Source organism: Pimelobacter simplex, assembly GCF_024662235.1.
Classification (GTDB): domain Bacteria; phylum Actinomycetota; class Actinomycetes; order Propionibacteriales; family Nocardioidaceae; genus Nocardioides.
Genome location: NZ_CP096276.1, coordinates 3,223,181 through 3,247,678, shown reverse-complemented (window position 1 = coordinate 3,247,678; position 24,498 = coordinate 3,223,181). Strand labels below are relative to the sequence as shown.

25 protein-coding genes and 2 pseudogenes are annotated in these 24,498 nt (G+C 74.2%); 10 read left to right on the top strand and 17 right to left on the bottom strand.

Annotated features, from left to right (window positions below; all coding sequences use genetic code 11):
• Position 1: 1 nt before the first annotated feature.
• On the bottom strand, positions 2–787 hold the full coding sequence (locus tag M0M48_RS15970; protein WP_257751891.1) for an alpha/beta fold hydrolase: 786 nt from the start codon (positions 785–787) through the stop codon (positions 2–4).
• A gap of 28 nt (positions 788–815) precedes the next feature.
• Between M0M48_RS15970 and M0M48_RS15965 the strand changes: the two genes are divergently transcribed.
• The 4 genes and pseudogenes from M0M48_RS15965 to M0M48_RS15950 all read left to right on the top strand — a co-directional run bounded on the left by M0M48_RS15965 (position 816) and on the right by M0M48_RS15950 (position 5,614).
• On the top strand, positions 816–1,217 hold the full coding sequence (locus tag M0M48_RS15965; RefSeq protein ID WP_215817311.1) for an MmcQ/YjbR family DNA-binding protein: 402 nt from the start codon (positions 816–818) through the stop codon (positions 1,215–1,217).
• 9 nt (positions 1,218–1,226) lie between these two features.
• Positions 1,227–2,987 carry a serine/threonine-protein kinase gene (locus M0M48_RS15960; RefSeq protein WP_257751890.1) on the top strand — a complete coding sequence of 587 codons (1,761 nt, stop codon included), beginning with the start codon at positions 1,227–1,229 and terminating at the stop codon, positions 2,985–2,987.
• 154 nt (positions 2,988–3,141) lie between these two features.
• Positions 3,142–4,749 (top strand): citramalate synthase, encoded by a 1,608-nt coding sequence (gene cimA / locus M0M48_RS15955; protein ID WP_215817309.1) that lies wholly within the window; start codon positions 3,142–3,144, stop codon positions 4,747–4,749.
• 7 nt (positions 4,750–4,756) lie between these two features.
• A pseudogene (locus M0M48_RS15950) lies at positions 4,757–5,614 on the top strand (SMP-30/gluconolactonase/LRE family protein).
• A gap of 57 nt (positions 5,615–5,671) precedes the next feature.
• Here M0M48_RS15950 and M0M48_RS15945 read toward each other — a convergent pair.
• Positions 5,672–6,343: a TetR/AcrR family transcriptional regulator gene (locus M0M48_RS15945; protein ID WP_257751889.1), complete on the bottom strand. Its 672-nt coding sequence runs from the start codon at positions 6,341–6,343 to the stop codon at positions 5,672–5,674.
• 49 nt (positions 6,344–6,392) lie between these two features.
• Here M0M48_RS15945 and M0M48_RS15940 point away from each other — a divergent pair, with 49 nt between their 5' ends.
• The 3 genes from M0M48_RS15940 (at position 6,393) to M0M48_RS15930 (ending at position 8,954) form a co-directional block, all read left to right on the top strand.
• Positions 6,393–6,881: a DUF6630 family protein gene (locus M0M48_RS15940; RefSeq protein ID WP_257751888.1), complete on the top strand. Its 489-nt coding sequence runs from the start codon at positions 6,393–6,395 to the stop codon at positions 6,879–6,881.
• A 64-nt stretch (positions 6,882–6,945) separates the two neighbouring features.
• A complete protein-coding gene (locus M0M48_RS15935) occupies positions 6,946–7,503 on the top strand; it encodes an NAD(P)H-dependent oxidoreductase (protein WP_215817305.1) in 558 nt (185 codons plus the stop codon).
• A 26-nt stretch (positions 7,504–7,529) separates the two neighbouring features.
• On the top strand, positions 7,530–8,954 hold the full coding sequence (locus tag M0M48_RS15930; protein ID WP_257751887.1) for an amidase: 1,425 nt from the start codon (positions 7,530–7,532) through the stop codon (positions 8,952–8,954).
• Positions 8,955–8,960: 6 nt separating this feature from the next.
• On the opposite strand, the gene bioD is transcribed toward M0M48_RS15930, so the two are convergent.
• The 10 genes and pseudogenes from bioD to M0M48_RS15885 all read right to left on the bottom strand — a co-directional run bounded on the left by bioD (position 8,961) and on the right by M0M48_RS15885 (position 16,550).
• On the bottom strand, positions 8,961–9,641 hold the full coding sequence (bioD, locus tag M0M48_RS15925) for a dethiobiotin synthase (protein WP_257751886.1): 681 nt from the start codon (positions 9,639–9,641) through the stop codon (positions 8,961–8,963).
• Positions 9,638–10,765: an 8-amino-7-oxononanoate synthase gene (locus M0M48_RS15920; RefSeq protein ID WP_257751885.1), complete on the bottom strand. Its 1,128-nt coding sequence runs from the start codon at positions 10,763–10,765 to the stop codon at positions 9,638–9,640. Before M0M48_RS15920 ends, bioD begins: the two co-directional genes overlap by 4 nt.
• The gene (locus M0M48_RS15915) at positions 10,762–12,045 is read right to left on the bottom strand and encodes an adenosylmethionine--8-amino-7-oxononanoate transaminase (protein ID WP_257751884.1); all 1,284 of its coding nucleotides are present in this window, start codon (positions 12,043–12,045) and stop codon (positions 10,762–10,764) included. The genes M0M48_RS15920 and M0M48_RS15915 overlap by 4 nt, the downstream gene beginning before the upstream one ends.
• 1 nt (position 12,046) lies before the next feature.
• Positions 12,047–13,117, bottom strand: a complete 1,071-nt coding sequence (gene bioB / locus M0M48_RS15910; RefSeq protein ID WP_257751883.1) for a biotin synthase BioB — start codon at positions 13,115–13,117, stop codon at positions 12,047–12,049.
• A 51-nt stretch (positions 13,118–13,168) separates the two neighbouring features.
• Positions 13,169–13,369, bottom strand: coding sequence for a sigma-70 region 4 domain-containing protein (locus M0M48_RS15905; RefSeq protein ID WP_257759248.1), 201 nt, complete (start codon positions 13,367–13,369; stop codon positions 13,169–13,171).
• Between the two features lie 127 nt (positions 13,370–13,496).
• Positions 13,497–13,718: pseudogene (locus M0M48_RS31080) on the bottom strand (RNA polymerase sigma factor); the annotation flags it as partial.
• A gap of 1 nt (position 13,719) precedes the next feature.
• Positions 13,720–14,568 (bottom strand): hypothetical protein, encoded by an 849-nt coding sequence (locus M0M48_RS15900; RefSeq protein ID WP_257759247.1) that lies wholly within the window; start codon positions 14,566–14,568, stop codon positions 13,720–13,722.
• 68 nt (positions 14,569–14,636) lie between these two features.
• Positions 14,637–15,248: an energy-coupling factor transporter transmembrane component T family protein gene (locus M0M48_RS15895; RefSeq protein ID WP_257751880.1), complete on the bottom strand. Its 612-nt coding sequence runs from the start codon at positions 15,246–15,248 to the stop codon at positions 14,637–14,639.
• A 4-nt stretch (positions 15,249–15,252) separates the two neighbouring features.
• A complete protein-coding gene (locus tag M0M48_RS15890; RefSeq protein WP_257751879.1) occupies positions 15,253–15,954 on the bottom strand; it encodes an energy-coupling factor ABC transporter ATP-binding protein in 702 nt (233 codons plus the stop codon).
• Entirely contained in the window at positions 15,951–16,550 is a 600-nt protein-coding gene (locus tag M0M48_RS15885; RefSeq protein WP_257751878.1) for a biotin transporter BioY, read from the bottom strand. The genes M0M48_RS15890 and M0M48_RS15885 overlap by 4 nt, the downstream gene beginning before the upstream one ends.
• 98 nt (positions 16,551–16,648) lie before the next feature.
• Here M0M48_RS15885 and M0M48_RS15880 point away from each other — a divergent pair, with 98 nt between their 5' ends.
• Positions 16,649–17,140: a TetR family transcriptional regulator gene (locus M0M48_RS15880; RefSeq protein WP_257751877.1), complete on the top strand. Its 492-nt coding sequence runs from the start codon at positions 16,649–16,651 to the stop codon at positions 17,138–17,140.
• A gap of 108 nt (positions 17,141–17,248) precedes the next feature.
• Here the strand turns inward: M0M48_RS15880 and M0M48_RS15875 are convergent, their stop codons facing one another.
• Positions 17,249–17,710, bottom strand: coding sequence for a hypothetical protein (locus tag M0M48_RS15875; protein WP_257751876.1), 462 nt, complete (start codon positions 17,708–17,710; stop codon positions 17,249–17,251).
• Between the two features lie 466 nt (positions 17,711–18,176).
• On the opposite strand from M0M48_RS15875, the gene zwf reads away from it, so the two are divergent.
• Together zwf and M0M48_RS15865 are read left to right on the top strand one after the other, a co-directional pair.
• Positions 18,177–19,625: a glucose-6-phosphate dehydrogenase gene (gene zwf / locus M0M48_RS15870; RefSeq protein ID WP_215817294.1), complete on the top strand. Its 1,449-nt coding sequence runs from the start codon at positions 18,177–18,179 to the stop codon at positions 19,623–19,625.
• Positions 19,618–20,454: an SGNH/GDSL hydrolase family protein gene (locus M0M48_RS15865; protein ID WP_257751875.1), complete on the top strand. Its 837-nt coding sequence runs from the start codon at positions 19,618–19,620 to the stop codon at positions 20,452–20,454. Before zwf ends, M0M48_RS15865 begins: the two co-directional genes overlap by 8 nt.
• Here the strand turns inward: M0M48_RS15865 and M0M48_RS15860 are convergent.
• From M0M48_RS15860 to M0M48_RS15845, 4 genes are all read right to left on the bottom strand, one after another.
• Positions 20,408–21,583: an alpha/beta hydrolase gene (locus tag M0M48_RS15860; RefSeq protein WP_257751874.1), complete on the bottom strand. Its 1,176-nt coding sequence runs from the start codon at positions 21,581–21,583 to the stop codon at positions 20,408–20,410. The two genes, M0M48_RS15865 and M0M48_RS15860, sit on opposite strands and share 47 nt — an antisense overlap.
• Before the next feature lie 77 nt (positions 21,584–21,660).
• The gene (locus M0M48_RS15855) at positions 21,661–22,536 is read right to left on the bottom strand and encodes an SDR family NAD(P)-dependent oxidoreductase (protein ID WP_257751873.1); all 876 of its coding nucleotides are present in this window, start codon (positions 22,534–22,536) and stop codon (positions 21,661–21,663) included.
• Positions 22,537–22,549: 13 nt separating this feature from the next.
• Positions 22,550–23,773: a CaiB/BaiF CoA transferase family protein gene (locus M0M48_RS15850; RefSeq protein ID WP_257751872.1), complete on the bottom strand. Its 1,224-nt coding sequence runs from the start codon at positions 23,771–23,773 to the stop codon at positions 22,550–22,552.
• Between the two features lie 16 nt (positions 23,774–23,789).
• Complete coding sequence (locus M0M48_RS15845; RefSeq protein ID WP_257751871.1) at positions 23,790–24,491, bottom strand: hypothetical protein; 702 nt, start codon at positions 24,489–24,491, stop codon at positions 23,790–23,792.
• Between the last annotated feature and the right edge of the window lie 7 nt (positions 24,492–24,498).

Here is a 24,498-nt window from a genome sequence, read left to right as displayed (position 1 = left end):
ATCAGCCGCGGGGCACTGCCGTCCTGATCGCCGCGGCGACCTCGGCCGCGTGGGTGAGCACCAGGCCGTGGTCGGCGCCGGCGACCACCACGTCGGCGGCGCCGGGGAACCACGCCCGCACCCGGCGGCGCACGGCCGCCCACCAGGGACCGCTGCCGTCGGCACCGACGTGGAGCACCGGGCAGCGGACCCGGGCCGCGTCGGCGTCCGCGAAGGACCAGGCCAGCAGGGCTGGGAGGTCGGCGACGAGGAAGCTCGCGGCGTCGCGGCGCATCTGGTCGCGCGCGCCGGGCACCTGCGCGTCGAGCGCGGCCCACCACGCCGGCGTCCCGAGCATCGCCCAGAAGGCGTCGATCGCCGCCGTCACCCCGGACTCCCGGCGTACGGCGAGCAGCCCGGCCACGGTCGCGACGAAGTCCTCGCGCACCTCCGGCGCCAGTGTCGGCGGCGGCTCGACCAGCACCAGCCCGGCGACCCGGTCCGGGTGGTCGGCGGCGAGCTGGAGGGCGACCGCGCCGGAGTAGGAGTAGCCGAGGACGTGCGCCCGCTCATGGCCCTGCTCGTCGAGCAGCGCCAGGCAGTCGGCGACGTCGGCCGCGATCCGGTGGGGGAGTGCGACGGGGCCGCTGCCGGCGTACCCGCGCCGGTGCGGGACGAGCCGCTCGCACCCGTCGAGGACCGGCTGGCGGGCGAGGGGGAGGAGCTCGTCGGCGGTGAGCCCGCTCTGGACGAGGAGCAGCGGCGGCGCCCCCGCACCCAGGCGGTGCACCTCGAGGGCCGAGCCCATGGTCCATGGTGGCACGCATACTGGCCCCATGGCGCACCCGATCATGTTCTCCGACGACGACCCGGGCCTCGCCGGGCTCCGCGCGATCTGCCTGGCCTTCCCGGGCGCCGAGGAGCGGGTGAGCCACGGCCGGCCGACCTTTCGCGCAGGCAAGATCTTCGCGGCCTTCGGCGGCAGCGAGAAGATCCGGCCCGGGGAGCACCGGATGGTGCCCAGCGCCTTCATCTTCACCCCCGACGCGGTCGACCTGCCGGCCCTCGACGAGGACGAGCGCTTCTTCGTGCCCGCCTACTACGGTCCCTACGGCGGGCGGGCGATCGACCTCGCCGCCCCGGACGTCGACTGGACCGAGATCGCCGAGCTCGCCGATGCGTCCTACCGCCGCGTGGCACCGAAGCGCCTCATCGCTGAGCTCGACGCCCGCAGGTAATCTCGGGCCGTGACGACCCGACCGGACAGCAGCGCACCCACCCAGGTGGGCGCCTACACGCTGCTGACCAAGCTCGGCGAGGGCGGCATGGGCATCGTCCACCTCGCCCAGGGTCCCGACGGGCGCCGGGTCGCGCTCAAGGTGCTGCGCCACCAGGTCGTCGGGGACGACGAGGCGCGCGGCCGGCTCGCCCGTGAGGTCAGCTCGCTGACCCGGGTCCGCAGCCCCTGGATCGCCGAGATGCTCGCCGCCGACCCCTGGGCCGACGTGCCCTACGTGGTCACCCGCTACGTGCCCGGGCTCTCGCTGCACGACCACGTCGCCCGCGAGGGCCCGGTCTCCGGCAGCGACCTGTACTGGCTCGCCGGGTGCCTGGCCGAGGGACTCGCCGCGGTGCACACCGTCGGCGTCCTGCACCGCGACGTCAAGCCCGGCAACGTGCTGATGGAGGGCCGTACGCCGATCCTCATCGACTTCGGGCTGGCCCGGGTCGCCGACGACGTCCGGCTCACCCAGACCGGGTGGCTGCTGGGGACGCCGGGCTACCTCGCCCCCGAGATCCTGTACGGCGACGAGGCCACCCCCGCTGCCGACGTCCACGCCTGGGCGGCGACGGTCGCCTACGCCGCGAGCGGTCGCGCGCCCTACGGCCGCGGGCCGGCCATGGCCGTCATGGACCGCACCCGCCGCGGCGAGCACGACCTGTCCGGCATCGAGCGCCCGCTCGCCGACGTCCTCGGCGCCGCGCTCCACCCGGACCCGCTCGCGCGGCCCCTCCTCGAGGAGCTCCTCGCCTGGCTCCGGCCGCTGAGCACCCGGCCCGAGCTGCCCCGGGTGGCGCCGCCGGGCGGGCTGTTCGCGCCGCCGACCGCGGCCGTGCCCGAGGTCCCGGCCGAGCCTGAGCCGGCGCCGGAGCCCGACGACTTCACGCTGCCTCTCGCGCTCGCCGCGCAGGCCCAGTCCGCCTCCTCGTCCCCGGCGGACGAGTTGGGGCCGGTCAGCGCCGCCGCGCCGACCCCGGTCCTCACCCCGCCGACCGTGCCGGGCCCGGCGTACCCGCCGCCGGCCCCGGTCGCTGCGCCGGTCGCCGCGCCGGTGGTGGCGCCGGCTGTGGCGCCCCCCGACGCGGTGACCCGGATGGAGCGGGAGTTCGACCAGACCTGGGGCGTCGTCGACCCCGACGACCCCCTCGCGCTGCCCCCGCCCCCGGTCCCGCTCGGCGAGCGGATCCGCCGCTGGTGCGCCATCGGCGCCGGCGCCCTCGCCCTCGGCGCCGGCTTCGCCGCCGCGCCCTGGGTCGCGCTCGCGCTCGTGGTTCTCACCGTGTGGCTGCTCCGCGCGGGCTCGCTCGCCGCCTCGGCGGTCGCCCAGCGTCGTACCGTCCGCGGGATCAAGTGGTACGACGGCCTGCGCTGGGCCTTCTCCAGCCCCTGGCACGGCCTGCGCGCGGTGACCGGCACCGTCGTCCTCGTCTCCTGGAGCGCCGGGCTCGGCCTCGCCGCCGGCCTCCTCGGCTACGCCGTCGCCCTCGACGTCCCCTCGACCCTCCTCGCCGCCGGCGCGACCCTCGGCGTCGCTCTCTGGTCGGGCCCCGGCGGGAGCCGGTTCCGCTCACCGGTCGCCCGGGCCCTCTTCCCGCTGTGCCGGCGCCCGCTGCCCTGGGTGCTGACCTGCGCGGTGCTGCTCGGGATCGCCGCGCTGCTCGCCGCCCTGGTCGCCGGCAACGGCGTCGCCTGGGTGCCCTGGACCGACGGCCCGTTCGGACTCTGAGACCACCGTCTCACCCATCCGTGGCAGACTAGGGCCCGTGACCACCTTCATCACGATCATTACCTAGCGCGTCCGACCACCGTCGGACGCGCCAGCCTCTCGTTGTCGGGAGGCTTTTGTTTTGCCCAGGTGACGCACTCAGCGAGAGATCACGATGACCCAGCAGCTCGACCTCCACGGCTCCTTCCACGTCTACGACACCACGCTGCGCGACGGTGCCCAGCAGGAGGGGCTCAACCTCTCCGTCGCCGACAAGCTGACGATCGCGCGCCAGCTCGACGGACTCGGGGTGGGCTACATCGAGGGCGGCTGGCCGGGGTCGAACCCCAAGGACACCGAGTTCTTCCGGCGCGCCGCGCTCGAGCTGGACCTCCAGCACGCGCGGCTGGCCGCCTTCGGCTCGACCCGGCGGGCCGGGCTCAAGGCCGCCGACGACCCGCTGGTCGCGGCGCTGCGCGACAGCGGGGCCGGGGTGGTCACGCTGGTCGCCAAGTCGCACGTCGGGCACGTGGAGAAGGCGCTGCGGACCACGCTCGAGGAGAACCTCGCGATGATCCGCGACACCGTCTCCCACCTGCGCGCCGAGGGCCAGCAGGTCTTCCTCGACGCCGAGCACTTCTTCGACGGCTACCGGCTCGACCGGTCCTACGCCCTCGAGGTCCTCCGCACCGCGTACGACGCGGGCGCCGACGTGATCGCGCTCTGCGACACCAACGGCGGCATGCTGCCGGGCTGGGTCTCCGACGTCGTGCACGACGTGATCGAGGCGTCCCAGGTCCGCGTCGGCATCCACTGCCACAACGACACCGGCTGCGCGGTCGCCAACACGCTGGCTGCCGTCGACGCGGGCGCCACCCACGTCCAGGGCTGCATCAACGGCTACGGCGAGCGCACCGGCAACGCCGACCTCGTCAACGTCGTGGCCAACCTCGAGCTCAAGCTCGACAAGCAGGTCCTCCCGCCCGGACTCCTCGCCGAGGCCACCCGGATCGCCCACGCCGTCGCCGAGGTCACCAACGTCCCGCCCGCCTCGCGCCAGCCGTACGTCGGCACGTCCGCCTTCGCCCACAAGGCCGGTCTCCACGCGAGCGCGATCAAGGTCGACCCCGACCTCTACCAGCACATGGACCCGGCCGGCGTCGGCAACGACATGCGCCTGCTCGTCTCGGACATGGCCGGGCGCGCCACCATCGAGCTCAAGGGCCGCGAGCTCGGCTTCGACCTGTCCGACTCCCCGGAGCTGGTCACCCGGGTGACCGCCCGGGTCAAGGAGCTCGAGGCGCGCGGCTACACCTTCGAGGCCGCGGACGCCTCGTTCGAGCTGCTCCTGGTCGAGGAGGCCGAGGGGCAGCGGCCGTCGTACTTCGACGTGGAGAGCTGGCGGGTCATCACCGAGACGCTCACCCACGCCCAGCCGGGCGAGGAGGCGGTGTCGGAGGCGACCGTCAAGCTCCAGGCCGCCGGCGTCCGCTATGTCGTCACCGGCGAGGGCAACGGCCCGGTCAACGCGCTCGACCAGGCGCTGCGCTCGGCGATCGTGCAGGCCTACCCCGAGATCGCGAAGTTCGAGCTCATCGACTTCAAGGTCCGCATCCTCGACCAGGGCCACGGCACCGACGCCATCACCCGGGTGCTCATCGAGACCACCGACGGCACCACGCCGTGGGTGACCGTCGGCGTGGGGGCCAACGTGATCGAGGCGTCGTGGGAGGCGCTGGTCGACGGGCTCACCTACGGCCTGCTGCGTCACACCCAGGACTGACCCGGCGATGAGTCCGGGCCGGGCGGCGGGTCTGCCCGGCATGGACATCCTGATGACCGGCCTCGGCCTGGTGGAGTCGCCGCGCCGCCACGACGGCCGGCTCTGGTTCAGCGACTGGACCCACGGACGGATCATCGCCGTCGACGACGCGGGCGCCGCCGAGACGGTCCTCGAGCACGCCTCGCTCCCGCTGTGCTTCGACTTCCTGCCCGACGGCCGGCTGGTGCTGGCGTCCAACCGGGAGCGGGCGCTGCTGGTCCGCGAGCCCGACGGCTCCCTCGCGCCGTACGCCGACCTGGCCGGGCTCGCGCCCGCCCCCACGTTCAACGAGGTGGTGGCCGACCCCCGCGGCCGGGTCTAGGTCAACGGCTCCGGTGGCACCGATGGCTCCGGCGGGTCCGGATTCGTCGCGCTGGTCACGCCCGACGGCTCCGCCCGCGTCGTCGCCGAGGACCTCGCGTTCCCCAACGGGATGCTGCTCACGCCCGACGCCACGACGCTCGTCGTCGCGGACTCCTACCGCAACGAGCTCGTCGCCTTCCCGGTCGCCGCCGACGGCGGGCTGGCGGAGCGGCGTACCTGGGCGGGGCTGGGGGAGGACAACCCCGACGGCATCTGCCTCGATGCCGCCGGTGCGATCTGGTACGCCGACGTACCGCACCAGCGCTGCGTGCGGGTCGCCGAGGGCGGCGCGGTGCTCGCCACCGTCGCGCTCGACCGCGGCGGCTTCTCGTGCGCGGTGGAGGGCGACCGGCTGTACGTGGTCGCGGCACGGTGGCCGGGCCTGGACCGGCTCGCCACGTTCCGCGACTGGGACGGGCAGGTGCTGCGGGTCGACCTGACCGAGGCGGCAGGCGAGGCCTGAAGTCGGCGTTTTGCGCACCAGGGGGCCTGCGGCGGCGCCGGGTGCGGGCGCTCGGGACTAGGTTCGCTCCGCCGCGTCGGCGTCGGCGTCGGCGTCAGTGACGGAGGCCGGGGCCTCATCTCGGGTGGTCCCGGTCCCGGCCCCGACGACCCGGCGTACGAGCGTCTCCCAGCCGGCGAGCACGCGTGCCTCGCTCATCCCGCCCGGCCCCATCTGCTGGCGCAGGACGGGCACGTTGAGCGGCGCGATGAGCGACCCGGCGAGGTAGTCGAGGTCGCCCGGCGTCCCCAGCTCGGTGAGCAGCAGCCGGACGTGGAGGGTGGCGAAGCCGAGCACCGCGGGGTTGTCGCCCCAGGTCCGGCCCGCGGCCTCGATGAGCGCGGCCTGCTCGAGGTGCAGGCGCATCCGGGAGGCGCCGAAGGCGAGCAGCCGGTCCATCGCCGGCGCACCCGGTCCGAGCGGCGGGGGACCACTGATGACCCCGGCCTGCCAGACCCGCTCGCGGTGGTCGAGGAGCGAGGCCATCAGCCCCTCGCGGCTGCCGAAGCGGCGGAAGACGGTGCCCTTGCCGACCCCGGCCCGCGCCGCGACGGCGTCCATGGTGACGCCCTCGATGCTGCAGCCCTCGATCAGCTCGGTCGCGGCCTGGAGCAGCGCCTCCCGATTGCGCGCCGCATCGGCGCGCTCGGTGGGCGGCGCGCCGGTCAGCAGCGGCAGGGGTTTCGACATGGTTCGCCAACCCTAGGCGGTGGCGCCGACAGCCGCCTACGATCCGCGCATGACCGACCTTGCTGCCTGGGACCGCTTCGCGGCCCTCCTCACCGACGATCCCGGGGTCGCGCCGCAGGTCCGGCTCGCCGTCGCCGACCCGGCCGGCTACCTCGCCGCGCACGAGGACGCGCTGCTCCAGCGGGGGATCGAGGAGGCCGACGAGGTCGAGGGCGTGGTCGCCCTGGTCGACGCGCTCCACGGCGCGGGCGAGGTCGCCTACCTCGACTGGAAGGAGGAGGCCGGCGAGGTGCGGGCGCAGGTCGCGGGTCTGCCGCGGGTGCGGTCGGCGGGCGTGGCGCTGGACGCCGCGGGCGAGGGGAGCGTGGAGCAGGTCGCCGGGGCGATCAGCCGGCTGCTCGTCCCGGCCGGACTGGTCGTCGTGCAGGTCGACGAGGGTTCGGACGCCTACCCGCTCGTGGCGGTCCCGGCCGACCGGCTGCCGGCGCTCGTGGCGGCCGGAGCCGCCGTCGACGTCGGGGTGCGGACGTTCGGCTGAGGCGATCCGGGAAAAGAATCCGGCAGCCCGGAATAGAAGCGGACCACGGTCCGTTTCGCCCATCATGACTGACACCACGAACACCCGCGTCGCCGTCCTCGTCGGTAGCCTCCGGGCCGACTCGCTCAACCGCAAGCTGGCCGAGATCCTCCGTGACGAGGCGCCTGCCGGCGTGACCCTCGACATCGTGGAGGGCCTCGACCAGGTCCCGTTCTACAACGAGGACATCGACGGTGAGAACCTGCCCGCGACGGCCGCTGCGCTGCGCGAGCGCGTCCAGGGCGCCGACCGCGTCCTCGCGGTCACCCCGGAGTACAACGGCACCATGCCGGCCGTGCTCAACAACGCGATCGACTGGCTCTCGCGTCCGTACGGCGCCGGCGCCCTGGTCGGCAAGCCCTTCGGCGTCGTCGGCGCCACCCCCACGCCGTACGGCGGCAAGTGGGCCCACGGCGACACCGCCCGCTCGGCCGGCATCGCCGGTGCGATCGTGGTCGAGGACGTGACCGTGTCGCAGTCCGCGATCGACGTCGACCCCACCACCGACGCCGAGGTCCGGGCCAAGCTGCTCGGTGCCCTCGCCCGTCTCGCGGAGTTCACCCCCGAGGTCACCGCCGCCTGATTTCCGCGAGGGACTACGGTCGGGTCGTGGCCGAACTCCACGACCTGACCGCGCTCGAGCAGGGCGCCCTGATCCGCTCCGGTGAGATCAGCCCTGTCGAGCTGACCGAGCACTACCTCGAACGCGCCGCGCGTCTCCCCCAGGAGTACGTCGACGGCGCGTTCGTGTTCCGCGACCCCGACACCGCCCGGGTCCGGGCGCGCGAGGTGGCGGCCGTAGGACCGGTCGGCGAGGGTGCCTCGCCGCTGGCCGGCGTACCGACGGCGATCAAGGACCTCAACCTGACCAAGGGCGTGCCGACGGCGTTCGGCTCGCCGGCGTTCGCGGGCTACGTGCCCGAGATCTCCGACGGGGTGACGCTCGCGATCGAGGACGCCGGGCTGATCAGCCTGGGCAAGACGAGCACGCCCGAGTTCGGCTCGCCCTGCTACACCGAGCCCGAGGGACGCCCGCCCGCGGTGACGCCCTGGGACACCACCCGGATGGCCGGCGGCTCCTCCGGCGGCGCGGCGGCCGCGGTGGCCGCGGGACTGGTCCCGGTGGCGCAGGGCTCCGACGGCGGCGGCTCGATCCGGATCCCGGCGGCCTGCTGCGGGCTGGTCGGGCTCAAGCCGAGCCGGGGCCGGATCAGCGGCTTCCCAATGTACGGCGACCCGATCGGCCTCGCCGTCGCCGGACCCCTCGCGCGCACCGTCGCCGACGCCGCCGCGCTCCTCGACGTGATGGCCGGACGCCGCGCGGGCGACCCCTCGTGGGCGCCCGAGCCGAGCGGCACGTTCCTCGCCGCGACCGGCCGCGAGCCCGGGCGGCTGCGGATCGGCTGCTTCGACGAGCCCGTCATCGCCGACACCGAGATCGATCCCGAGGTGCGACGCGCCTACGACGAGACGACCCGGCTGCTGAGCTCGCTGGGGCACGTCGTCGAGGACATCCCGGTGCCGCTCCCGCGCGAGGCGGTCGCCGACTTCGAGACCTGCTGGGCGGTGCTGACCGGGCTGTCGACGGTCGGGCTGGCGCCCGAGCAGGAGGCCACGCTGCGTCCGCTGACCCGCTGGCTGGGGGAGCGCGGTGCGGCGATCTCGGGGCCCGCGTTCGGTCTGGCGATCGGCGCGCTGCGCCGGCACGCGGCCGAGGCGCTGGTCGCGCTGGCGCCGTACGACATCGTGCTGACGCCGACGGTCGCCACGCCGCCGCCGCTGGTCGGCGCGCTGCGCGACGACGCCGATCCGGCGGCGGACTTCGAGGCGCAGAAGCGCTACACGCCGTGGACCTCGGCCTGGAACGTCACCGGCATGCCGGCGATCTCACTGCCGCTGCACCAGACGTCCGCGGGCCTGCCGATCGGCATGATGCTCGCCGCCCGTCCGGCCGAGGAGGAGCTGCTCCTCTCGCTCGCCGCCCAGCTCGAGACCGCGCTGCCGTGGAGGGACCGCCGCCCGCCGCTGTGGTGAGGCGGCTCAGCCGAACCAGCCCGGCGCCGCCTCGCCGAAGGCGTCGGGCAGCAACGACCCCGCCCCCTCCGGAACGACGGCGAGCACGGGCAGTCCGGTGACCCGCGGCAGGTCGTCGCGGTTGCAGCGCTCGGCCAGGCCCGGGGAGCACGGCCAGGCGCCGATGACGACGCCCAGCGGGACGACGCCGCGCGCGCGGAGCGCCGCGACGGTGAGCTCGGTGTGGTTGAGGGTGCCCAGCCCGGCCCGGGCGACGACCACGACGTCGGCGCCGAGGGTCACGGCGAGGTCGAGCAGCGTGCCGTCGTCCAGGTCGAGCCGGACGAGCAGGCCGCCGGCCCCCTCGACCAGGACGAGGTCGTGCTCGCCCGACGCGGCCAGGGCGCGGATCCGGCCGGCGTGGTCCGCGACCGTCGGCAGCGGCGCTCCGGCCCGGCGGGCGGCGGTGTCGGGCGCGAGCGCCTCGTCGAGGGCGGCGAGCTCGAGGACGTCGGCGCCGGTGAGCGCGGCGACCGTGTCGACGTCGTGGGGGTCGGGGTCGGCGCCGCCGATCCCGGTCTGGACGGGCTTCACGACCAGGACGCGCTGTCCCTCGGCCTGGGCCCGGGCGGCGAGCGCGGCGGTCGCGATGGTCTTGCCCACGCCGGTGTCGGTGCCGGTCACGACGACGACCCGGGCCGCGGTCACTGGTGCTCCTTGACGAGGGCGGCGAGGGTGGCGACGGCGCGCGCCCAGTCGTCGTCCGGTACGCCGGCGCTGGCGGTGATCCGCAGCCGCGAGATGCCGTCGGGCACCGAGGGCGGCCGGAAGCAGCCGACGCGCAGCCCGGCCTCCAGCGCGGCGGCCTGGGCGGCGACGGCCGCCTGGGGTGAGGACATCGGTACCGACAGGACCGCGCCCGCCGGTGCGGCCACGCCCAGGACGTCGGCGAGCTCGGCGACCCGGCTGCGGACCGTGGCGCCCAGCGCGGGCCGGTCGCGCAGCGTGCGGAGCGCGGCGAGCGCACCGGCGGTGGGCGCGGGGGCCAGGCCGGTGTCGAAGATGAAGGGCCGGGCCCGGTTGACCAGGTGGTCGCGCAGGGCGGGGGAGCCGAGGACCGCGCCGCCCTGGGCGCCGAGCGACTTCGACAGGGTCGCGGTGACGACGACATGGGGGAGGCCGGCGAGCCCGAGGGTGGCCACGAGCCCGGGTCCGTGCACGCCGAGGCCGTGCGCCTCGTCGACCACCAGCAGGGCGTCGTGCTCGGCGCAGAGGTCGGCGAGCTCGACGAGCGGCGCGGCGTCGCCGAGCACCGAGTAGACCGACTCGGCCAGCACGATCGCGCGCTCGCCGTCGGCCGCGGCGGCGCGGAGACCGGCCCGGACCGCGTCCACGTCGCTGTGCGGTACGACGCTCAGCCGCGCCCGCGAGAGCCGCACGGCGTCGACGAGCGAGGCGTGGATGTGCGCGTCCGAGAGCACCCGCGTGGTGCGGTCGGCCAGCGCGGTGACCACGGCGAGGTTGGCGTGGTAGCCGGTCGAGAGCACGAGCGCCGCCGGCTGGCCGAGGTAGTCGGCGAGCTCGCGCTCGAGCTCGTCGTGCACGCCGAGGGTGCCCGTGACCAGCCGCGAGGCGCTGGCGCCGGCCCCCCAGGCCAGCGCAGCGTCCGCGGCGGCCCGGCGTACCCCGGCGTCGCGCGCGAGGCCGAGGTAGTCGTTGCCCGCCAGGTCGATGGTCGGGTCGTCGGCCGCGCGGGCCCGCAGCCGGCGGGTGAGACCGGCGTCCTCGCGGGCCGCGGCCTCGGCCGCCAGCCAGGTCTCCCAGGTGCTCATCCGGCCCGCACCGCCGCGGTGATGCCGGCGACGAGCCGGTCGAGCTCGGCGGGTCCGGTGACGTAGGGCGGCATCGCGTAGACGAGGTCGCGGAACGGCCGCAGCCACACCCCCGCGGCGAGGGCGGCGTCGGTGGCCGCGACGACATCGACCGGGTGGTCGAGCTGGACGACGCCCACGGCGCCGATCGTCCGGACGTCACGCACGCCCGGCGTACCGCGCAGGGGCGCGAGGCCCGTCGCGAGCCCGTCGCCGAGAGCGCCCACCCGGCCGGACCAGTCGCCCCCGAGGAGCAGGTCGATCGAGGCGCTCGCGACCGCGCAGGCCAGCGGGTTGCCCATGAAGGTGGGCCCGTGCATGACCACGCCGGCCTCGCTCGCGGAGATCCCGCGCGCCACCTCGTCGGTGGTGAGCACCGCGGCGAGGGTGAGGTAGCCGCCGGTCAGCGCCTTGCCCAGGCACAGGACGTCGGGCGTGACGAGCTCGCTCACGAAGAGGTGCCCGGTGCGGCCGAAGCCGGTCGCGATCTCGTCGAAGACCAGCAGCAGCCCGTGCTCGTCGGCGATCTCGCGGAAGACCTGCAGGCACGCGGCGGGATAGGGGTGCATGCCGCCCGCGCCCTGGAGCAGTGGCTCGACGATGATCCCGGCCAGCTCGTGCGCGTGCCGGGCCGCGAGGGAGCGCAGTCCGGCGGCCCAGGTAGCAAGTTCCGGCGCCCCCGCGTCGTACGACGGGGGCTGGGGCCCGAAGACCTGGTCGGGGAGCAGTCCCGCCCACATGCTGTGCATGCCGCCGACCGGGTCGGTGACGCTCATGCAGTCGAAGGTGTCGCCGTGGTAGCCGCCGAGGACGGTGAGCATCCGGGTGCGCCCGGGACGGCCGCGGCCGCGCTGGTACTGGAGCACCATCTTCATCGCGACCTCGACGCTCACCGAGCCCGAGTCGGCGAGGAAGACCCGCTCCAGCGGGGCCGGCGTGATCTCGACGAGGCGGCGCCCGAGACCGACGGCCGGCTCGTGGGTCAGCCCGCCGAACATGACGTGGCTGAACCGGCCGGCCTGCTCGGCGAGCGCGGCGTCGAGCGCCGGGTGCCGGTAGCCGTGGATCGCCGACCACCACGACGCCATCCCGTCGACCACCCAGGCGCCGTCGACCTCCAGCTCGCAGCCGCGGGCGCCGGTGACCAGGTGCGCCGGGGTCGGCGCGATCATCGACGTGTAGGGGTGCCAGAGGTGCTCGCGGTCGAAGGCGAGCAGGTCGTGGTCGACGAGCGCGGTCATGTCAGGCGTTCGCCGCGACCTCGGTGCCCGCGCCACGGCGCCGGATGGTCGGGTCGTGCTCGACCCCGTCGGAGGTCGCGGCGAGCGCGTCCTCGGCGCCGAGGATGACGAAGCCGTTGTCGCGGATCATCTCGATGTCGGCCTTGGCCTCCTGGCCCTCGGAGGTGAGGTAGTCGCCGAGGAAGATCGAGTTGGCGACGTGCAGCGCGAGGGCCTGGAGCGAGCGCAGGTGCATCTCGCGGCCACCGGCGATCCGGACCTCCTTGTCGGGGCACACGAAGCGTGCCATCGCGAGGATCTTGAGGCAGCGCGTGGGGGAGAGCTCCCAGGTGTTCTCGAACGGCGTGCCGTCGAAGGGCATGAGGAAGTTGACCGGGATCGAGTCGGACTCGAGGGCCTTGAGCGCGAACAGCGCCTCGACGAGCTGCTCGTCGGTCTCGCCGAGCCCGGCGATCAGGCCCGAGCAGGGGGAGAGCCCGGCGGACTTGGCCTTGCCGATCGTGTCGACCCGGTCGTCGTACGTGTGGGTCTGGACGATCGTGTCGTGGTGCGACTCGGCGGTGTTGATGTTGTGGTTGTAGGCGTCGACCCCGGCCTCCTTGAGGCGCTCGGCCTGGCCGTCCTTGAGCAGGCCGAGACAGGCGCAGACCTCGACCTCGGGGTACTCGTCCTTGAGCGCCTCGGTCATCTCGGCGACCTTCTCGATGTCGCGGTTGGAGGGCCCGCGCCCCGAGGAGACCATGCACACCCGGGTCGCGCCGCCGCGCAGGCCGGCGCCGGCCTGCTGGAGGGTCTCGTCCTTGGAGAGCCAGGAGTACTTGAGGATCGGCGCGTCCGAGCCGAGCGCCTGGGAGCAGTAGTTGCAGTTCTCGGGGCACAGGCCGGACTTGAGGTTGACCAGGTAGTTGACCTTGACCGTGTTGCCGAAGTGCTCGCGGCGCAGCCGGCCGGCGGCGGCGACGAGGCCCACGAGGTCGGCGTCGGGGGCCCGGAGAACGGCGAGGGCGTCGGCCTCGGAGGCGGCTCCGCCGTCGAGGATCCGGCTGGCCAGCTGGTCGAACTGCGCGCTCATGGTGACTCCCTGGTGCGGTGGGCGAGGCTTCCTGAACAGTGTTCAGGTTGCTCAGGATAGCGGCGCGACGCCGCTCTCGCCACCGCCGGCCAGCGCCACGCCCTCGTCCGGGTGCAGCGCGCGCAGCGCCGGATCGGCCGCCAGCGCCCGCCGGGCGCGGTGCAGCCGGACCCGCGCCGTACCGGCTCGTACGCCGAGCGCCACCGCCAGCTCGGCCGGGGTCAGCCGCTCCCACTCGACGAGCAGCAGCACCTCGCGCTCGGCGAGAGCCGCCCGAGCGCCGCGCGGACCGCCTGCCGGCGGGCCTCGCCGGCGTCGGCCGGGGTGGCTCGGGCCGGCTCGCGAGCTCGGCGACGGTGGCCTCCTCGCGCCCCTGCCGGCGGGCCTGGGCGAGGAGGAGGCGCCGGGCGGCGCCGTACAGCCAGGCGCGGCGGAGCATCGGCGCCGGCAGGTCCGCGCGGCGGCGCCACGCGGTCGCGAACACCTCGGCGACCAGGTCCTCGGCGTCGGACGTCGTCCGGCGCCGGACGTAGCCGAAGAGCTCGGCCGCGTTCGCGCGATAGAGCTCCTCGAACTCGGCACTCGTCAGCAGGCGCGCCACGTCAGCGCACCGGGTCGTCGGAGGGGAGGGCCTGCGGGAAGTCGGGCATCAGCTCCGGGCCGAGGCAGTAGGCGTGGGCGGCGAGGGTGGCGCCCAGGGCGTCGACGTCGCCGGCCGCCACGGCGCGGGTGACCTCGCGCAGGTAGTAGTACTGCGTGGGGTCGTCGTGCACCTCGGTCGTCGTCGCGCCCGTCTCCGGGTCGTACACGTCCATCGTCGTCGTGCTCGTGGCCTGGCGCGGGTCGAGGTCGGTGACCGCCGGCCAGGTCCGCGCCGCGACCAGGACCGCCGCCGCCTCGTCACGGAGGGCGGTGTCGCCGTCGTCGATCGCGCGCTTCCAGGTGTTCGACCACGCGCACACCGCGAAGATGGCCGTCCACCCGCGGATCGCGCCGGTGCTGACGGCGGTCGTGCCCGGCGCCGCGCCGCTTCGCCGGGCGTCCTCGACGTGGGCGTCGAGCGCGATCCGCCGCGTCGCAGCGGTCGGGAACCGGATGTCGCGGGTCTCCTCCTCGATGACCTGCCCGAAGTCCGCGCCGGCCGGGTCGAGGTGCTCGCCCGGACCTCCGAGCCGCAGGTCCTCGGCGTCGGCCGCGCTCCGCCCGGTGCGCGCGCCCCAGCCGTCGGCCGCCGCCAACCCGGCCGGTACGGCGCGAGCCGCCGCCGCGACCCCGGCCGCGATCAGCCGGCGCCGGCGTCGCCGCCGCGGGGGCGGGGCGTCGTCCAGGCCGGCGCGGATGACGTTCCAGGTCCGCGTGAGCTCGGCCTCCCCGGGCGCGGTGCTCGCGTCGTCGGGTGCGGCGTCGGCGACGAGCCGGGCGTGCTCGTCGGTCCAGGACAGCGGGTCCATGTGTCCGTCTCCTCCGGTGGTCGGGATCAGCCTCCACCAGGGAGGTGCCGGAGCGTTACGAGACGGGCTCAGTCGTCGCCGAGACCACGCGCGTGCAGGGCGTCGCCGGTGGCCCGGGCGTGCGCGACCACACGGATCACGAGGGGCGTGAGGTAGGCGCGCGGGTTGCGCTCGAGGCCCCGCGCGCGGGCGGCGTCCCGGGTCTCGCCGGCGATGGCGAGGGTGAGCGGGATGCCGCGGATCATCAGGGAGAACGCGAGCGCGACGAGCTCGGGGTTGACCCCGAAGCGGCGCCACGGTCCGAGCCAGCGGGTGATCGCGTCGACCATCCGCTCGACCGAGGTGGTCGTGGTGAAGACCGTCGCCAGCAGCAGCAGCGCGATCAGCGCGCCGACCACGACGAACGCGTGCTCGGCGCCCCGCTGCCAGGTCTGGTACGCCGCCAGGAGGGTCATCGCGACGAGCACCCCGCGCAGCGCCCGGGCCGCGCGGCCCAGGCGGACGCCGGCGACGACGCAGCCGAGGGCCGCGAGCACCAGCAGCCCGATCGTCGTGGGCACCCCGCGGAAGGTCACCGCGACCACGCTCAGCACCAGCAGGCCGAGCAGCTTGGCGCCGACGGGAAGCCGGTGGAAGACGGAGGTCCCCGGCTGGTAGTCGCCGAGCGGGCTGGCGCTCATCGCCCTAGCCGGCCGTCGCCCGGTAGTGCGCGACCACCTCGGCAGGGGCGCCGTCGGCGACGACCGCGCCGTCGTCGACGAGCAGCGCCCGGTCGCAGCGGAGCGCGAGGTCGAGGTCGTGGGTGGCCAGGACGAGCTGCTGGGGGAGCCCCAGGAGCAGGTCGCCGATCATCCGCGCGTTGCGCAGGTCGAGCAGGGTCGTCGGCTCGTCGGCGACGAGCACCGCGGGCTCGGTGGCGAGCACGCCGGCCAGCGCGAGCAGCTGGCGCTGGCCGCCGGACAGCGTGTGCACGCTGCGGTCGGCCAGCTCCTCCAGCCCGTACGACGCCAGCACCGCGCGCGCCGCGGCGGTCCGCTCCTCGCGGCCGCGCACCTGGTGGCGCAGGGACAGGGCGACGTCCTCGACGACCGTGGGCATCACGAGCTGGGCGCTCGGGTCGGTGAAGACGAAGCCGACCCTGCGGCGTACCTCGCGGCCCTTCTTGGCGACGTCGAGCCCGTCGAGGACGACCCGGCCCGTGGTGGGCTCGACCAGTCCGTTGACGAGGCGCGCGAGGGTCGACTTGCCCGACCCGTTGGGGCCGACCAGGGCGATCCGCTGCTCGGTCAGGTCGAGGGTCGTCTCGCGCAGGACGGTGACCTCGGGGGCCGGCCCGCCGGGCGTCGCCGCGCGGACGACGACCCGGTCGAGCTCGATCCGGCTCACGCGGACTGCGCGGCCGGCTCGTCCGTGGTGGTCGCGACGGAGCGACGCGCGGCGAGGTCGGGGAACGCCCGGTGCACGGCCGTCGCGATGAGCGCCATCACGACGTTCTTGGCGATGTCGCCGGGGAAGTAGGCGGCGTCGAAGCTGAACGCCTCCTTGAGGCTGAGGTCCGCGCGCCAGGCCAGGTTGAGCGGCCCGAGGGTGTGCACGATGGCGAAGCTGCTCAGCAGGCCGCAGGTGAACACGAGGGTGAACTGCGTGGCGTTGCGGTGGTTGCGGTAGACCAGGTAGCCGCACAGCGCCGCGGCGAGCGGGAAGGCGACGAGGTAGCCGGCGGTCACCCCGCTGTAGTGCGAGATGCCGGACGCGCCGCCGGAGTAGATCGGCAGCACCAGGCCCGCGACCAGGTAGAGCAGCACGCTCAGGAAGCCGCGCACGGGCCCGAGCACGGCGCCGGTCAGCAGCACGCCGAAGGTCTGCAGCGAGTAGGGGATCCCGATCCCGGTCTTGATGTCGGGAAGGATGGCGCAGACCGCGATGAGCGCGGCGAAACCGGCGATCAGGGCGACGTCGGTGGTGGGAGTACGGCGGGTCATCGGGATCACTCTCGGGGCCGGGCCCGCGCGGTGGTCACGCGGACTGAACGCTGTTCAGGTTAAGGTGGCCTCTCGACAACGGTCAAAGTGGAGGCAGCGTGCGGTACCGCAGGACGGACGTGGTCGAGCGCGCGATCGAGGTGCTCGACGCCCATGGGCTCGACGCGCTGTCGATGCGCCGCCTCGCGACCGACCTGGGCGTCCAGCCGGGAGCGCTGTACCACCACTTCACCAACAAGGACGCCCTGCTCGCCGCGATCGCCGACGAGATCCTGCGCCGCGGCAGCCGGCCCGCCGAGATCGCGGCCTGGGACGCCGAGGTGCAGCTGCTGTGCGTGGGCCTGCGCGACGCGATGCGCCGCCACCGCGACGGCGCCGTGCTCATCGCCCACGTCAACCGGTCCGATGCGGAGGCGCTGGAGCGCCCCCTGCGGGCCGCGCTCGAGCGGGCCGGGGCCGACGACGACCTGGCCCGGGTGGGGGCGCGCACGCTCGTCCGGTTCGTGCTCTCGCACGAGGACGACGACCCGGCGGACTTCAGCCTGGGGCTCGGGCTGGTGCTCGGCGGGCTGCGCACGCGCCTCGACTGAGGACCGTCGTACGTCGCCCTCGTCGTCGGAGCAGACCTGCTCCCACACTCACTCGCTGTGCACAGGGAGAGCGCGGTGCGGGTGCGTCACCCGAGCGCGTGCCGACCCTCAGCAGTCGTCGTTCTTCCAGCCGTTCTCGTTCACCCACGGCTCATCGGTCTGATTGATCTCGGCGACGGAATAGGTGTAGGTCACCCGCGCCATGTCACCACTCACCTTCTCGGCGTAGGACTTGATCGGCAACGGCTCGCCGTAACGGTCCGATGCAGCGGTGATGACCCCGGTCCAGTAGCTCAGCGAGTGCCGATCTCTGCACCGCGCGGACAGAAGGTCATAGCTGGCCGTCGGCTCGCCGGACAGAAACGCGTCTGAGTACGCCTGGACGGCGTTGCGAAGATCATTGCCTGGCTCGCCGCCTCCTGTGGGTGACGGAGTGCTTCGCGCCCCCGAAGGGGGTGTGCTGGCGGCCGGCGTCGAGGCGGCCGCCTTGTCCGGTTCACCGTCCTCGCCACACCCGGACGCGAGTGCAGCGACGGCCACGATCCCGATGGCGGTCCTGGTGAGGTTCAATGCGGGTCTTCCTCTTCGGTGGCGAGGAGCGGCCGTCGCTCGCAGCATGCTTCCGGCAGGACAGCGCTCTCGGTCAGGTGCGCGGCGCGGAGTGCAAGAGCATAGGTATCAGATCTGTGCACCCGGCAGTGGGCTTTCGTTCAGCACAGGCCCGGATGCTGACGCGGAGAGTCCGTTGTGTGGCCGGAAGTAGGCGCGTTTCGGGACCCAAGCGGTTCGTGGAGCGGATGCTCCAGGAGGCCACGTCGGGTGCCCGTCCCGGGCATGTCCCGGCGGCACGAGAGCACGCTTGCAAGCACTGCGGAACGCTTCTGGAGCGCTCGTGGCGCGAGGTGGCGGGGTGCTTCACGGCGACGTGCGCCTCCAGGCAGCGAGCGCCGGCGGAAACAACCGTTCGCCCATCGTGTTGTGTGCCGTCACTTGTGTGCTTGGCTGGCGGTAACACCGAGGAGGCACTGTGGACGACATGGCACCGAAGACCCAGAAGCCGGTGACGGTCGTGCTGTTCGGCGCGACCGGCGACCTCGCGCGGCGCAAGCTCCTGCCCGGGATGCTGCACCTGTTCGAGACCGGGCTGCTGCCGCAGCTGCAGATCATCGGCACCTCCCTCGACGAGCACACGACCGAGTCCTTCGTGCAGTTCGTGCACGAGGCGGTCATGGAGTTCTCCGGGGACGACGGCGACATGGCGGCGTGGCCGGAGTTCTCCCAGCTCCTGCACTGGGCGCCCGGTGCCGAGGGGCCGGCCGGGTTGCGGGCGGCGGTCGAGAAGGCCGAGTCCACCTGGGACGGCGACCGGATCCGCCTGCACTACCTGAGCGTGCCGCCCAAGGCGGCGCTCGCGGTGGTCAAGACGCTCGACGACGCCGACCTCGCGGCCGGCAGCCGGATCATCATGGAGAAGCCGTTCGGTGTCGACCTGGCCTCGGCCCAGCGGCTCAACGCCGAGCTGCACAAGACCTTCGACGAGTCGCAGATCTACCGGATCGACCACTTCCTCGGCAAGGAGGCGGCCCAGAACATCCTCGCCTTCCGGTTCGCCAACGGCCTCTTCGAGCCGATCTGGCACCGCAACAACATCGACCACGTCCAGATCGACGTACCGGAGGAGCTCGGGCTCGAGCAGCGGGCGAACTTCTACGAGTCGACCGGCGCCTACCGCGACATGGTGGTCACCCACCTGTTCCAGGTGCTCGCGTTCACCGCGATGGAGCCGCCGACATCCCTGGACCCGTCGGCCATCAACGACGAGAAGAACAAGGTCTTCCGCTCGCTGCTGCCGATCGACCCGGCCAACGTCGTGCGCGGCCAGTACGAGGGCTACCGCGACATCGAGGGTGTCGCACCCGAGTCCGAGACCGAGACGTTCATCGCGCTCAAGTGCTACATCGACAACTGGCGCTGGGCCGGCGTCCCGTTCTACCTGCGCACCGGCAAGCGCCTGGCGGAGGGGGCGCGGATCATCTCGATCGCGTTCAAGGAGCCCCCGCGCTCGATGTTCCCCCACAACTCCGGTGTGGGCGACCACGGGCCCGACCACCTCACCTTCGACCTGGCCGACAAGGCGAAGATGTCGCTGTCGTTCTACGGCAAGCGCCCCGGTCCCGGGATGAAGCTCGACAAGCTCTCCATGCAGTTCGCGATGACCGACACCACCTGGGCGGGCTCGGTGCTCGAGGCCTACGAGCGCCTGATCTACGACGCCGCGCGCGGCGACCAGACCCTGTTCACCTCCGCGGCCGGCATCGAGCGGCTGTGGGAGGTCTCCGCGCCGCTGCTCGACAACCCGCCGGTGGTCCGGCCCTACCGCCAGGGCAGCTGGGGGCCGAACCAGATCCACCAGCTCATCGCGCCCTACGCGTGGCGGCTGCCGTTCGAGCGTCAGTGGCGCAACCCCAACGCGATGGGTGGCTGAGCCCGTGGGGCGGGCCCGCCGTACGCTCTCGCGCGCGCCCCTGGCCCTCGTCGTGGTCGTGGGCCTGCCCCTGCTCGTCCTGCTGGGGGCCGGGCCGACCCCGCCGGCGCTCGACGCGGCCCGGTTGTCCACCACGGCCGGTGCGCCGGGCGGCCACGAGGTGCTGGCGCTGGGGGACTCGGTGCCGTCCGGGTACGCCTGCGACTGCGCGCCCTTCCCGGTCACCTACGGCGCCCGCCTCGGCGCCCGGACCGGCAGTCAGGTCACGGTCGACAACGAGGCCGTCGACGGCAGCGACACCGCCGACCTGATCGATGAGCTGGGCACCCTGGCGCTGCAGGAGGCGGTGCGCCGCTCCGACATCGTGCTGCTGACGATCGGCGCCAACGACTTCGGCGACCACCTCGACGACGTCGTCGACGGCGCGTGCACCGCCGCCGAGGGCGATTGCGTCGCCGACGAGCTCGCCACCCTGGGCCGGAACCTCGACACCGTGCTCGACACGATCCGGTCCCTGCGCGCGGGCCGGCCCACGACCGTCCTGGTCACCGGCTACTGGAACGTCTTCGAGGACGGCGAGGTCGGCCTGGACGCCTACGGCGCCGCCGGCCTCGACAACGCCCGCACGCTCACCCGCCGGGCGAACGCGGTGATCAGCGACGCGGTGACCGCTGCGGGAGCCCAGTACGTCGACCTGTTCGGGCCGTTCCAGGACGCCGGGCGCGACATCACCTCACTCATCGCGGACGACGGCGACCATCCCGACGCCGCCGGCCACGACGTCATCGCCGGGGCGCTGCTGGCGGCGGGGACGCCGCGCCTGGGCTGAACCCCCGCACGTCCTGGCCCAGCCAGCGCAGCGCGGCCGGCAGCAGCCCGATCCACACCGAGTCGCGGTGCCCGGCGTTCTGCAGGATGACCGCGTGCACGGCGGTCGGCGCACGCACCGCGCGCAGGAACTGCGCGCTGGAGCGATAGCTGAGGTGGTCGGCGTGCGAGGTCTCCAGCCACAGCGCCACCGGCGGCGGCCGGTCGGCGACCGCGCGGACGAGGTCGTAGCGCCGCCCGAGCGGGCTGTCGGCGCGGAACGGGTCGTAGAACGGCCCGAACTCGGGGCGGAAGTAGCCGCCGAGCACGATCCCGGCGCCGTACTGGGCGGGGTGCAGGACGGCGGCCATGGCGGCGTCGAAGCCGCCGGCGGAGTAGCCGATCGTGGCCCAGGCGTCGCGGTCGGCGATCACCCGGAAGTGCTGGCCGAGCCAGGCCGGGACGTCCTGCGTCAGCCAGGTCTCGACCTGCGGCTGCCCGGCCGGCCCGTTGACGCCCTCGGTGTCGACGCCACGCGGGATCTCGACCTCGGGCATCACCAGCAGCGGCGCCCGCAGGTGCTGGGCGCCGGCCTCCTGGTCGATCACCCGGGGGAGGTCGAAGACCTGGATCCAGTTGAGCGGCTCGCTCGGGTAGCCGTGCAGGGCCTCCAGCACGGGGTAGCGCGTGCCGGCCGAGGACGAGGAGTAGCCCGGCGGGAGCTGGACGAGGACGGTGCCGGTCAGGCCGCTCGCGGAGCCGTGCACGACATACGGGGTCAGGCCGTCGGGGCCAGCCGTTGGGTTGGGCGGCGGCTGGGGATCCGGCGCCACGGGGGCGGCCTGGCCGGCAGCGGCGAGGTCGGGCGTCCGGCTCGCCACCCCGCCCCGGTCGAGCGAGGTCTGCGCCTGGTGACCGGTGAGCGCGCCGTGGAGGTCGGCCCAGCTCGCGAAGAACAGGTACGTCGCGTTGAGCTGGGTCGCCGCCGTCAGCAGCACCATCACGTTGACGATGAGCAGGGCCGTCGCGCGCCCCGCGACGTGCCAGGGCGTGCGCCGGGTCAGGCGGGGCCACAGCACGACCACGGCGACGAAGGCCGCGACGGTCAGCGCGATGACCCCGTCGAGGAAGACCGGTCCGGTGAGTGACATGGCGTCCCCCTGGATGACGTCGGGAGCGACTGCTGCTCCCAGCAAAGCGCGCCAACCTGAGGGCCGCCTGATCGTGGCTAGCGGACGATCGCGTCGCTGTAGCCCGCCGGCCCGCCCAGCAGCGCCCGGCGCGACACCGGCGTGCGGCCGTCGACGTCGGTGACGCCCAGCGCGACCGCGAGCTCGGCACCGATCAGCGCCTGGCCCGACCGCTCCCGCTTGAGCGCCGGGTCGGCGTCGAGTGCCGCGATCGCCCGGCCGGTGAGCTCGGGGTGCTCCATGATCGGCAGCGAGTCGCGGTAGAGGTCCGGATCGCCGTCGACGACGCGCATCGTGCGCTCGGTGCGCAGCAGGCCCGGCCACAGCGCGACGACGCTGACGCCGGTCCCGGCGAGGTCGACGCCCATGTCGTGGGTCATCTTGTCCACGCCCGCCTTGACCGCGCCGTACGCCGGCCCGTGCAGGTAGCAGGTCGCACCGAAGCCGGAGATGTTGACGACCAGTGGCGCGCGCTCGGCCGACGCGAGCAGCAGGGGAGCGGCGTGCCAGGTCGTCGTGTACGTCGAGCGCAGCCCGACGTCGAACATCATCACCGCGTCGAGCGGCTTCTCCCAGAACCCGCCGCCCGCGGTCACCTCGTCGGGCACCGCGAACGCGTTGTTGACCAGGACGTCGAGCACGCCGTGCTCCGCGCGGACCTGGGCGACGAGCGCCGCGACGGCGTCGTCGTCGCGGTGGTCGCAGGCGATGGCGATGCCGGTCCCGCCGCGCTCGGTGACGGCACGGGCGGTCTCGCCGACGGTGCCGCCGAGGTCGTGCGCGGCGGGGTCGACGGTGCGGCCGGTGACGTAGACGACGTACCCGGCCTCGCCGAGGGCGAGCGCGATGCCCTTGCCGAGCCCGCGGCTCGCTCCGGTGACGACGGCGACGCGGTGGTCCTTCGGGTGCGGCACGGCTCAGTTCCCCCTAGATGACGCCGGATCGGCGCAGCGAGGCTACCCGGTCGCCGCCGTACCCGAGCTCGGCGAGCACCTCCTCGGTGTCCGCACCGACCTCGGGCGCCCGCCGGGGTGGACGACGCTGCTCGCCGATGACGTTGACCGGGGTGGGCAGCAGGTCGGCGCCGTGCTCGGCGGCCGGCCACCAGGGCATCCGGTGCGCGAACTGGGGGTCACGGCCGATCCCGGAGGCGTCGTTGACCGGCGCGATGGGGCAGTCGATGGCGAGGCCGAGCTCGACCCAGGCGGCGGTGGTGCGGGTGGCGAACAGGTCCTGCAGCTCGGCGCGCAGGTCCCGGTCGCCGGTGGCGTGGTCGCCGTACTGCCGGCCCTCGCGGCCCGCGAAGAGGTCCATCCGGTCGCAGGCGAGGCAGAAGTTGCGCCAGAACTCCTGCTCGGAGGCCTGGAAGAGCACGTGCCCGTCGGCCGACCGGTAGTACTGGTAGCGCACGGCCTCCTCCATCCCGCCCGGTCCGGGGCGGCGCCGGGCGCCGCCGTCGGCCGGGTTGCCGGTCACCTCGGGCTCGGGGCGCTCGTACGCCCGGTGGCCCTCGATCGGCAGCCAGTTGCTGAACGCCGCGGCGTCGCTCTGGGAGATGTCGAGATGGCACCCCACCCCGGTACGACGTGCCCGCAGCACCGCGGACACCGCCGCGAGCGCGCCCCACAGCGGCCCGACCTTGGTGCCGGTGCCCGTGTGCTCGGGGATGTAGGTGAACCCCTGCTCGTCGACCGCGGGCGCGGCCAGCCCGGCCCAGGCGTCGAAGCCGACGCCGTGCGAGGGCAGGTCGCGGTAGGGGCCGTCGATGCCGAAGCCCGACAGCGAGCACAGCACGATCGCGGGGTTGACCTCGCGGAGCCGGTCGTAGCCGAGGCCGCGGCGCTCCAGCGCTCCGGGCCGCATGCCCTCGACGACGACGTCGGCGCCCTCGACCAGGTCGAGGAACACCTCGGGACCGCCCGGGGCGCGGAGATCGAGCCGGATCGAGCGCTTGCCCCGGTTGACGTGCCAGTGCAGCAGCGAGTGGCCCTCGACGATCGGCCAGCCGAGCCGGCGGATGTAGTCGCCGCCCGGGGGCTCGACCTTGATCACGTCGGCGCCGAGGTCGCCCAGGGTCATGGCCAGCGCGCCGGGCTCCAGCAGGGTGCACTCGACGACGCGGATGCCGTCGAGCAGGGAGGTGGGGGTCACGGGGATCCTCTCGGGTTCAGGGCTGCCGGCCGGTGCGCAGCGGCGACAAGGGGGCGGCGCACAGGAGCGTGCGCTGGTCGGACAGGACGAGGCCGGCGGTGCGCTCGCGCCACCGGTCGACGGCGGGGCCGTGGTCGAGGAACCGCTCGATCTCGGCCCAGCGTGGCCAGTCCGGGACCGACCACACGACGATCACCTCGCTGTCGGAGACCATCGCGGTGCGATAGGCGCCGGTGAGCCCGAGGCCGGCGCCGAGCGCCGGGTCGAGCCACTCGCCGGCCAGGAGCGCCAGGTACTCGCGGGCCCGGCCCCGGGCCACGGTCACCACCTCGTGCAGGTGGCAGACCGCGGCCGGCAGGTCCGCGCAGAGCCCGTCGATCGTGGGGCTGTAGTCGGCAGGGAGCAGGATCCGGTCGCGCCCGCCGGAGCGGAGCTCGGCGGCCGCGGCCCACCAGCGGGCGAGCGTGGGGTCCTGGAGCGAGTCGTGCGAGAGCTCGTGGGCGAAGTTGGCGGCGAGGCCCTCCCAGTCGTCGAGCTCCCACAGGTTGACCACGCTCGGCCACCGGCCGGTGCTGCCGACCGTCGCCCACACCCCGAAGCAGCGCATCCCGCGCTCGCCGCGCGCCTCGGCGTCCCAGCCCGAGGTCATGTGCTCCAGGTAGTCGGCGCGGCGGGCGCCGATGATGTCGATCTCCTCGTGGATGTAGATCGCGCTCACCAGGCGG

Bases quoted from the DNA above. Each gene is read 5' to 3' on its own strand.
- M0M48_RS15920 (WP_257751885.1), bottom strand. From the start codon at position 10,765: ATGAGCACCTGGGAGACCTGGCTGGCGGCCGAGGCCGCGGCCCGCGAG.
- M0M48_RS15860 (WP_257751874.1), bottom strand. From the start codon at position 21,583: ATGTCACTCACCGGACCGGTCTTCCTCGACGGGGTCATCGCGCTGACC.
- M0M48_RS15945 (WP_257751889.1), bottom strand. From the start codon at position 6,343: ATGTCGAAACCCCTGCCGCTGCTGACCGGCGCGCCGCCCACCGAGCGC.
- M0M48_RS15970 (WP_257751891.1), bottom strand. From the start codon at position 787: ATGGGCTCGGCCCTCGAGGTGCACCGCCTGGGTGCGGGGGCGCCGCCG.
- M0M48_RS15940 (WP_257751888.1), top strand. From the start codon at position 6,393: ATGACCGACCTTGCTGCCTGGGACCGCTTCGCGGCCCTCCTCACCGAC.
- M0M48_RS15900 (WP_257759247.1), bottom strand. From the start codon at position 14,568: ATGGACCCGCTGTCCTGGACCGACGAGCACGCCCGGCTCGTCGCCGAC.
- M0M48_RS15915 (WP_257751884.1), bottom strand. From the start codon at position 12,045: ATGACCGCGCTCGTCGACCACGACCTGCTCGCCTTCGACCGCGAGCAC.
- M0M48_RS15885 (WP_257751878.1), bottom strand. From the start codon at position 16,550: ATGACCCGCCGTACTCCCACCACCGACGTCGCCCTGATCGCCGGTTTC.
- M0M48_RS15935 (WP_215817305.1), top strand. From the start codon at position 6,946: ATGACTGACACCACGAACACCCGCGTCGCCGTCCTCGTCGGTAGCCTC.
- cimA (WP_215817309.1), top strand. From the start codon at position 3,142: ATGACCCAGCAGCTCGACCTCCACGGCTCCTTCCACGTCTACGACACC.
- zwf (WP_215817294.1), top strand. From the start codon at position 18,177: ATGGCACCGAAGACCCAGAAGCCGGTGACGGTCGTGCTGTTCGGCGCG.
- M0M48_RS15895 (WP_257751880.1), bottom strand. From the start codon at position 15,248: ATGAGCGCCAGCCCGCTCGGCGACTACCAGCCGGGGACCTCCGTCTTC.
- bioB (WP_257751883.1), bottom strand. From the start codon at position 13,117: ATGAGCGCGCAGTTCGACCAGCTGGCCAGCCGGATCCTCGACGGCGGA.
- M0M48_RS15965 (WP_215817311.1), top strand. From the start codon at position 816: ATGGCGCACCCGATCATGTTCTCCGACGACGACCCGGGCCTCGCCGGG.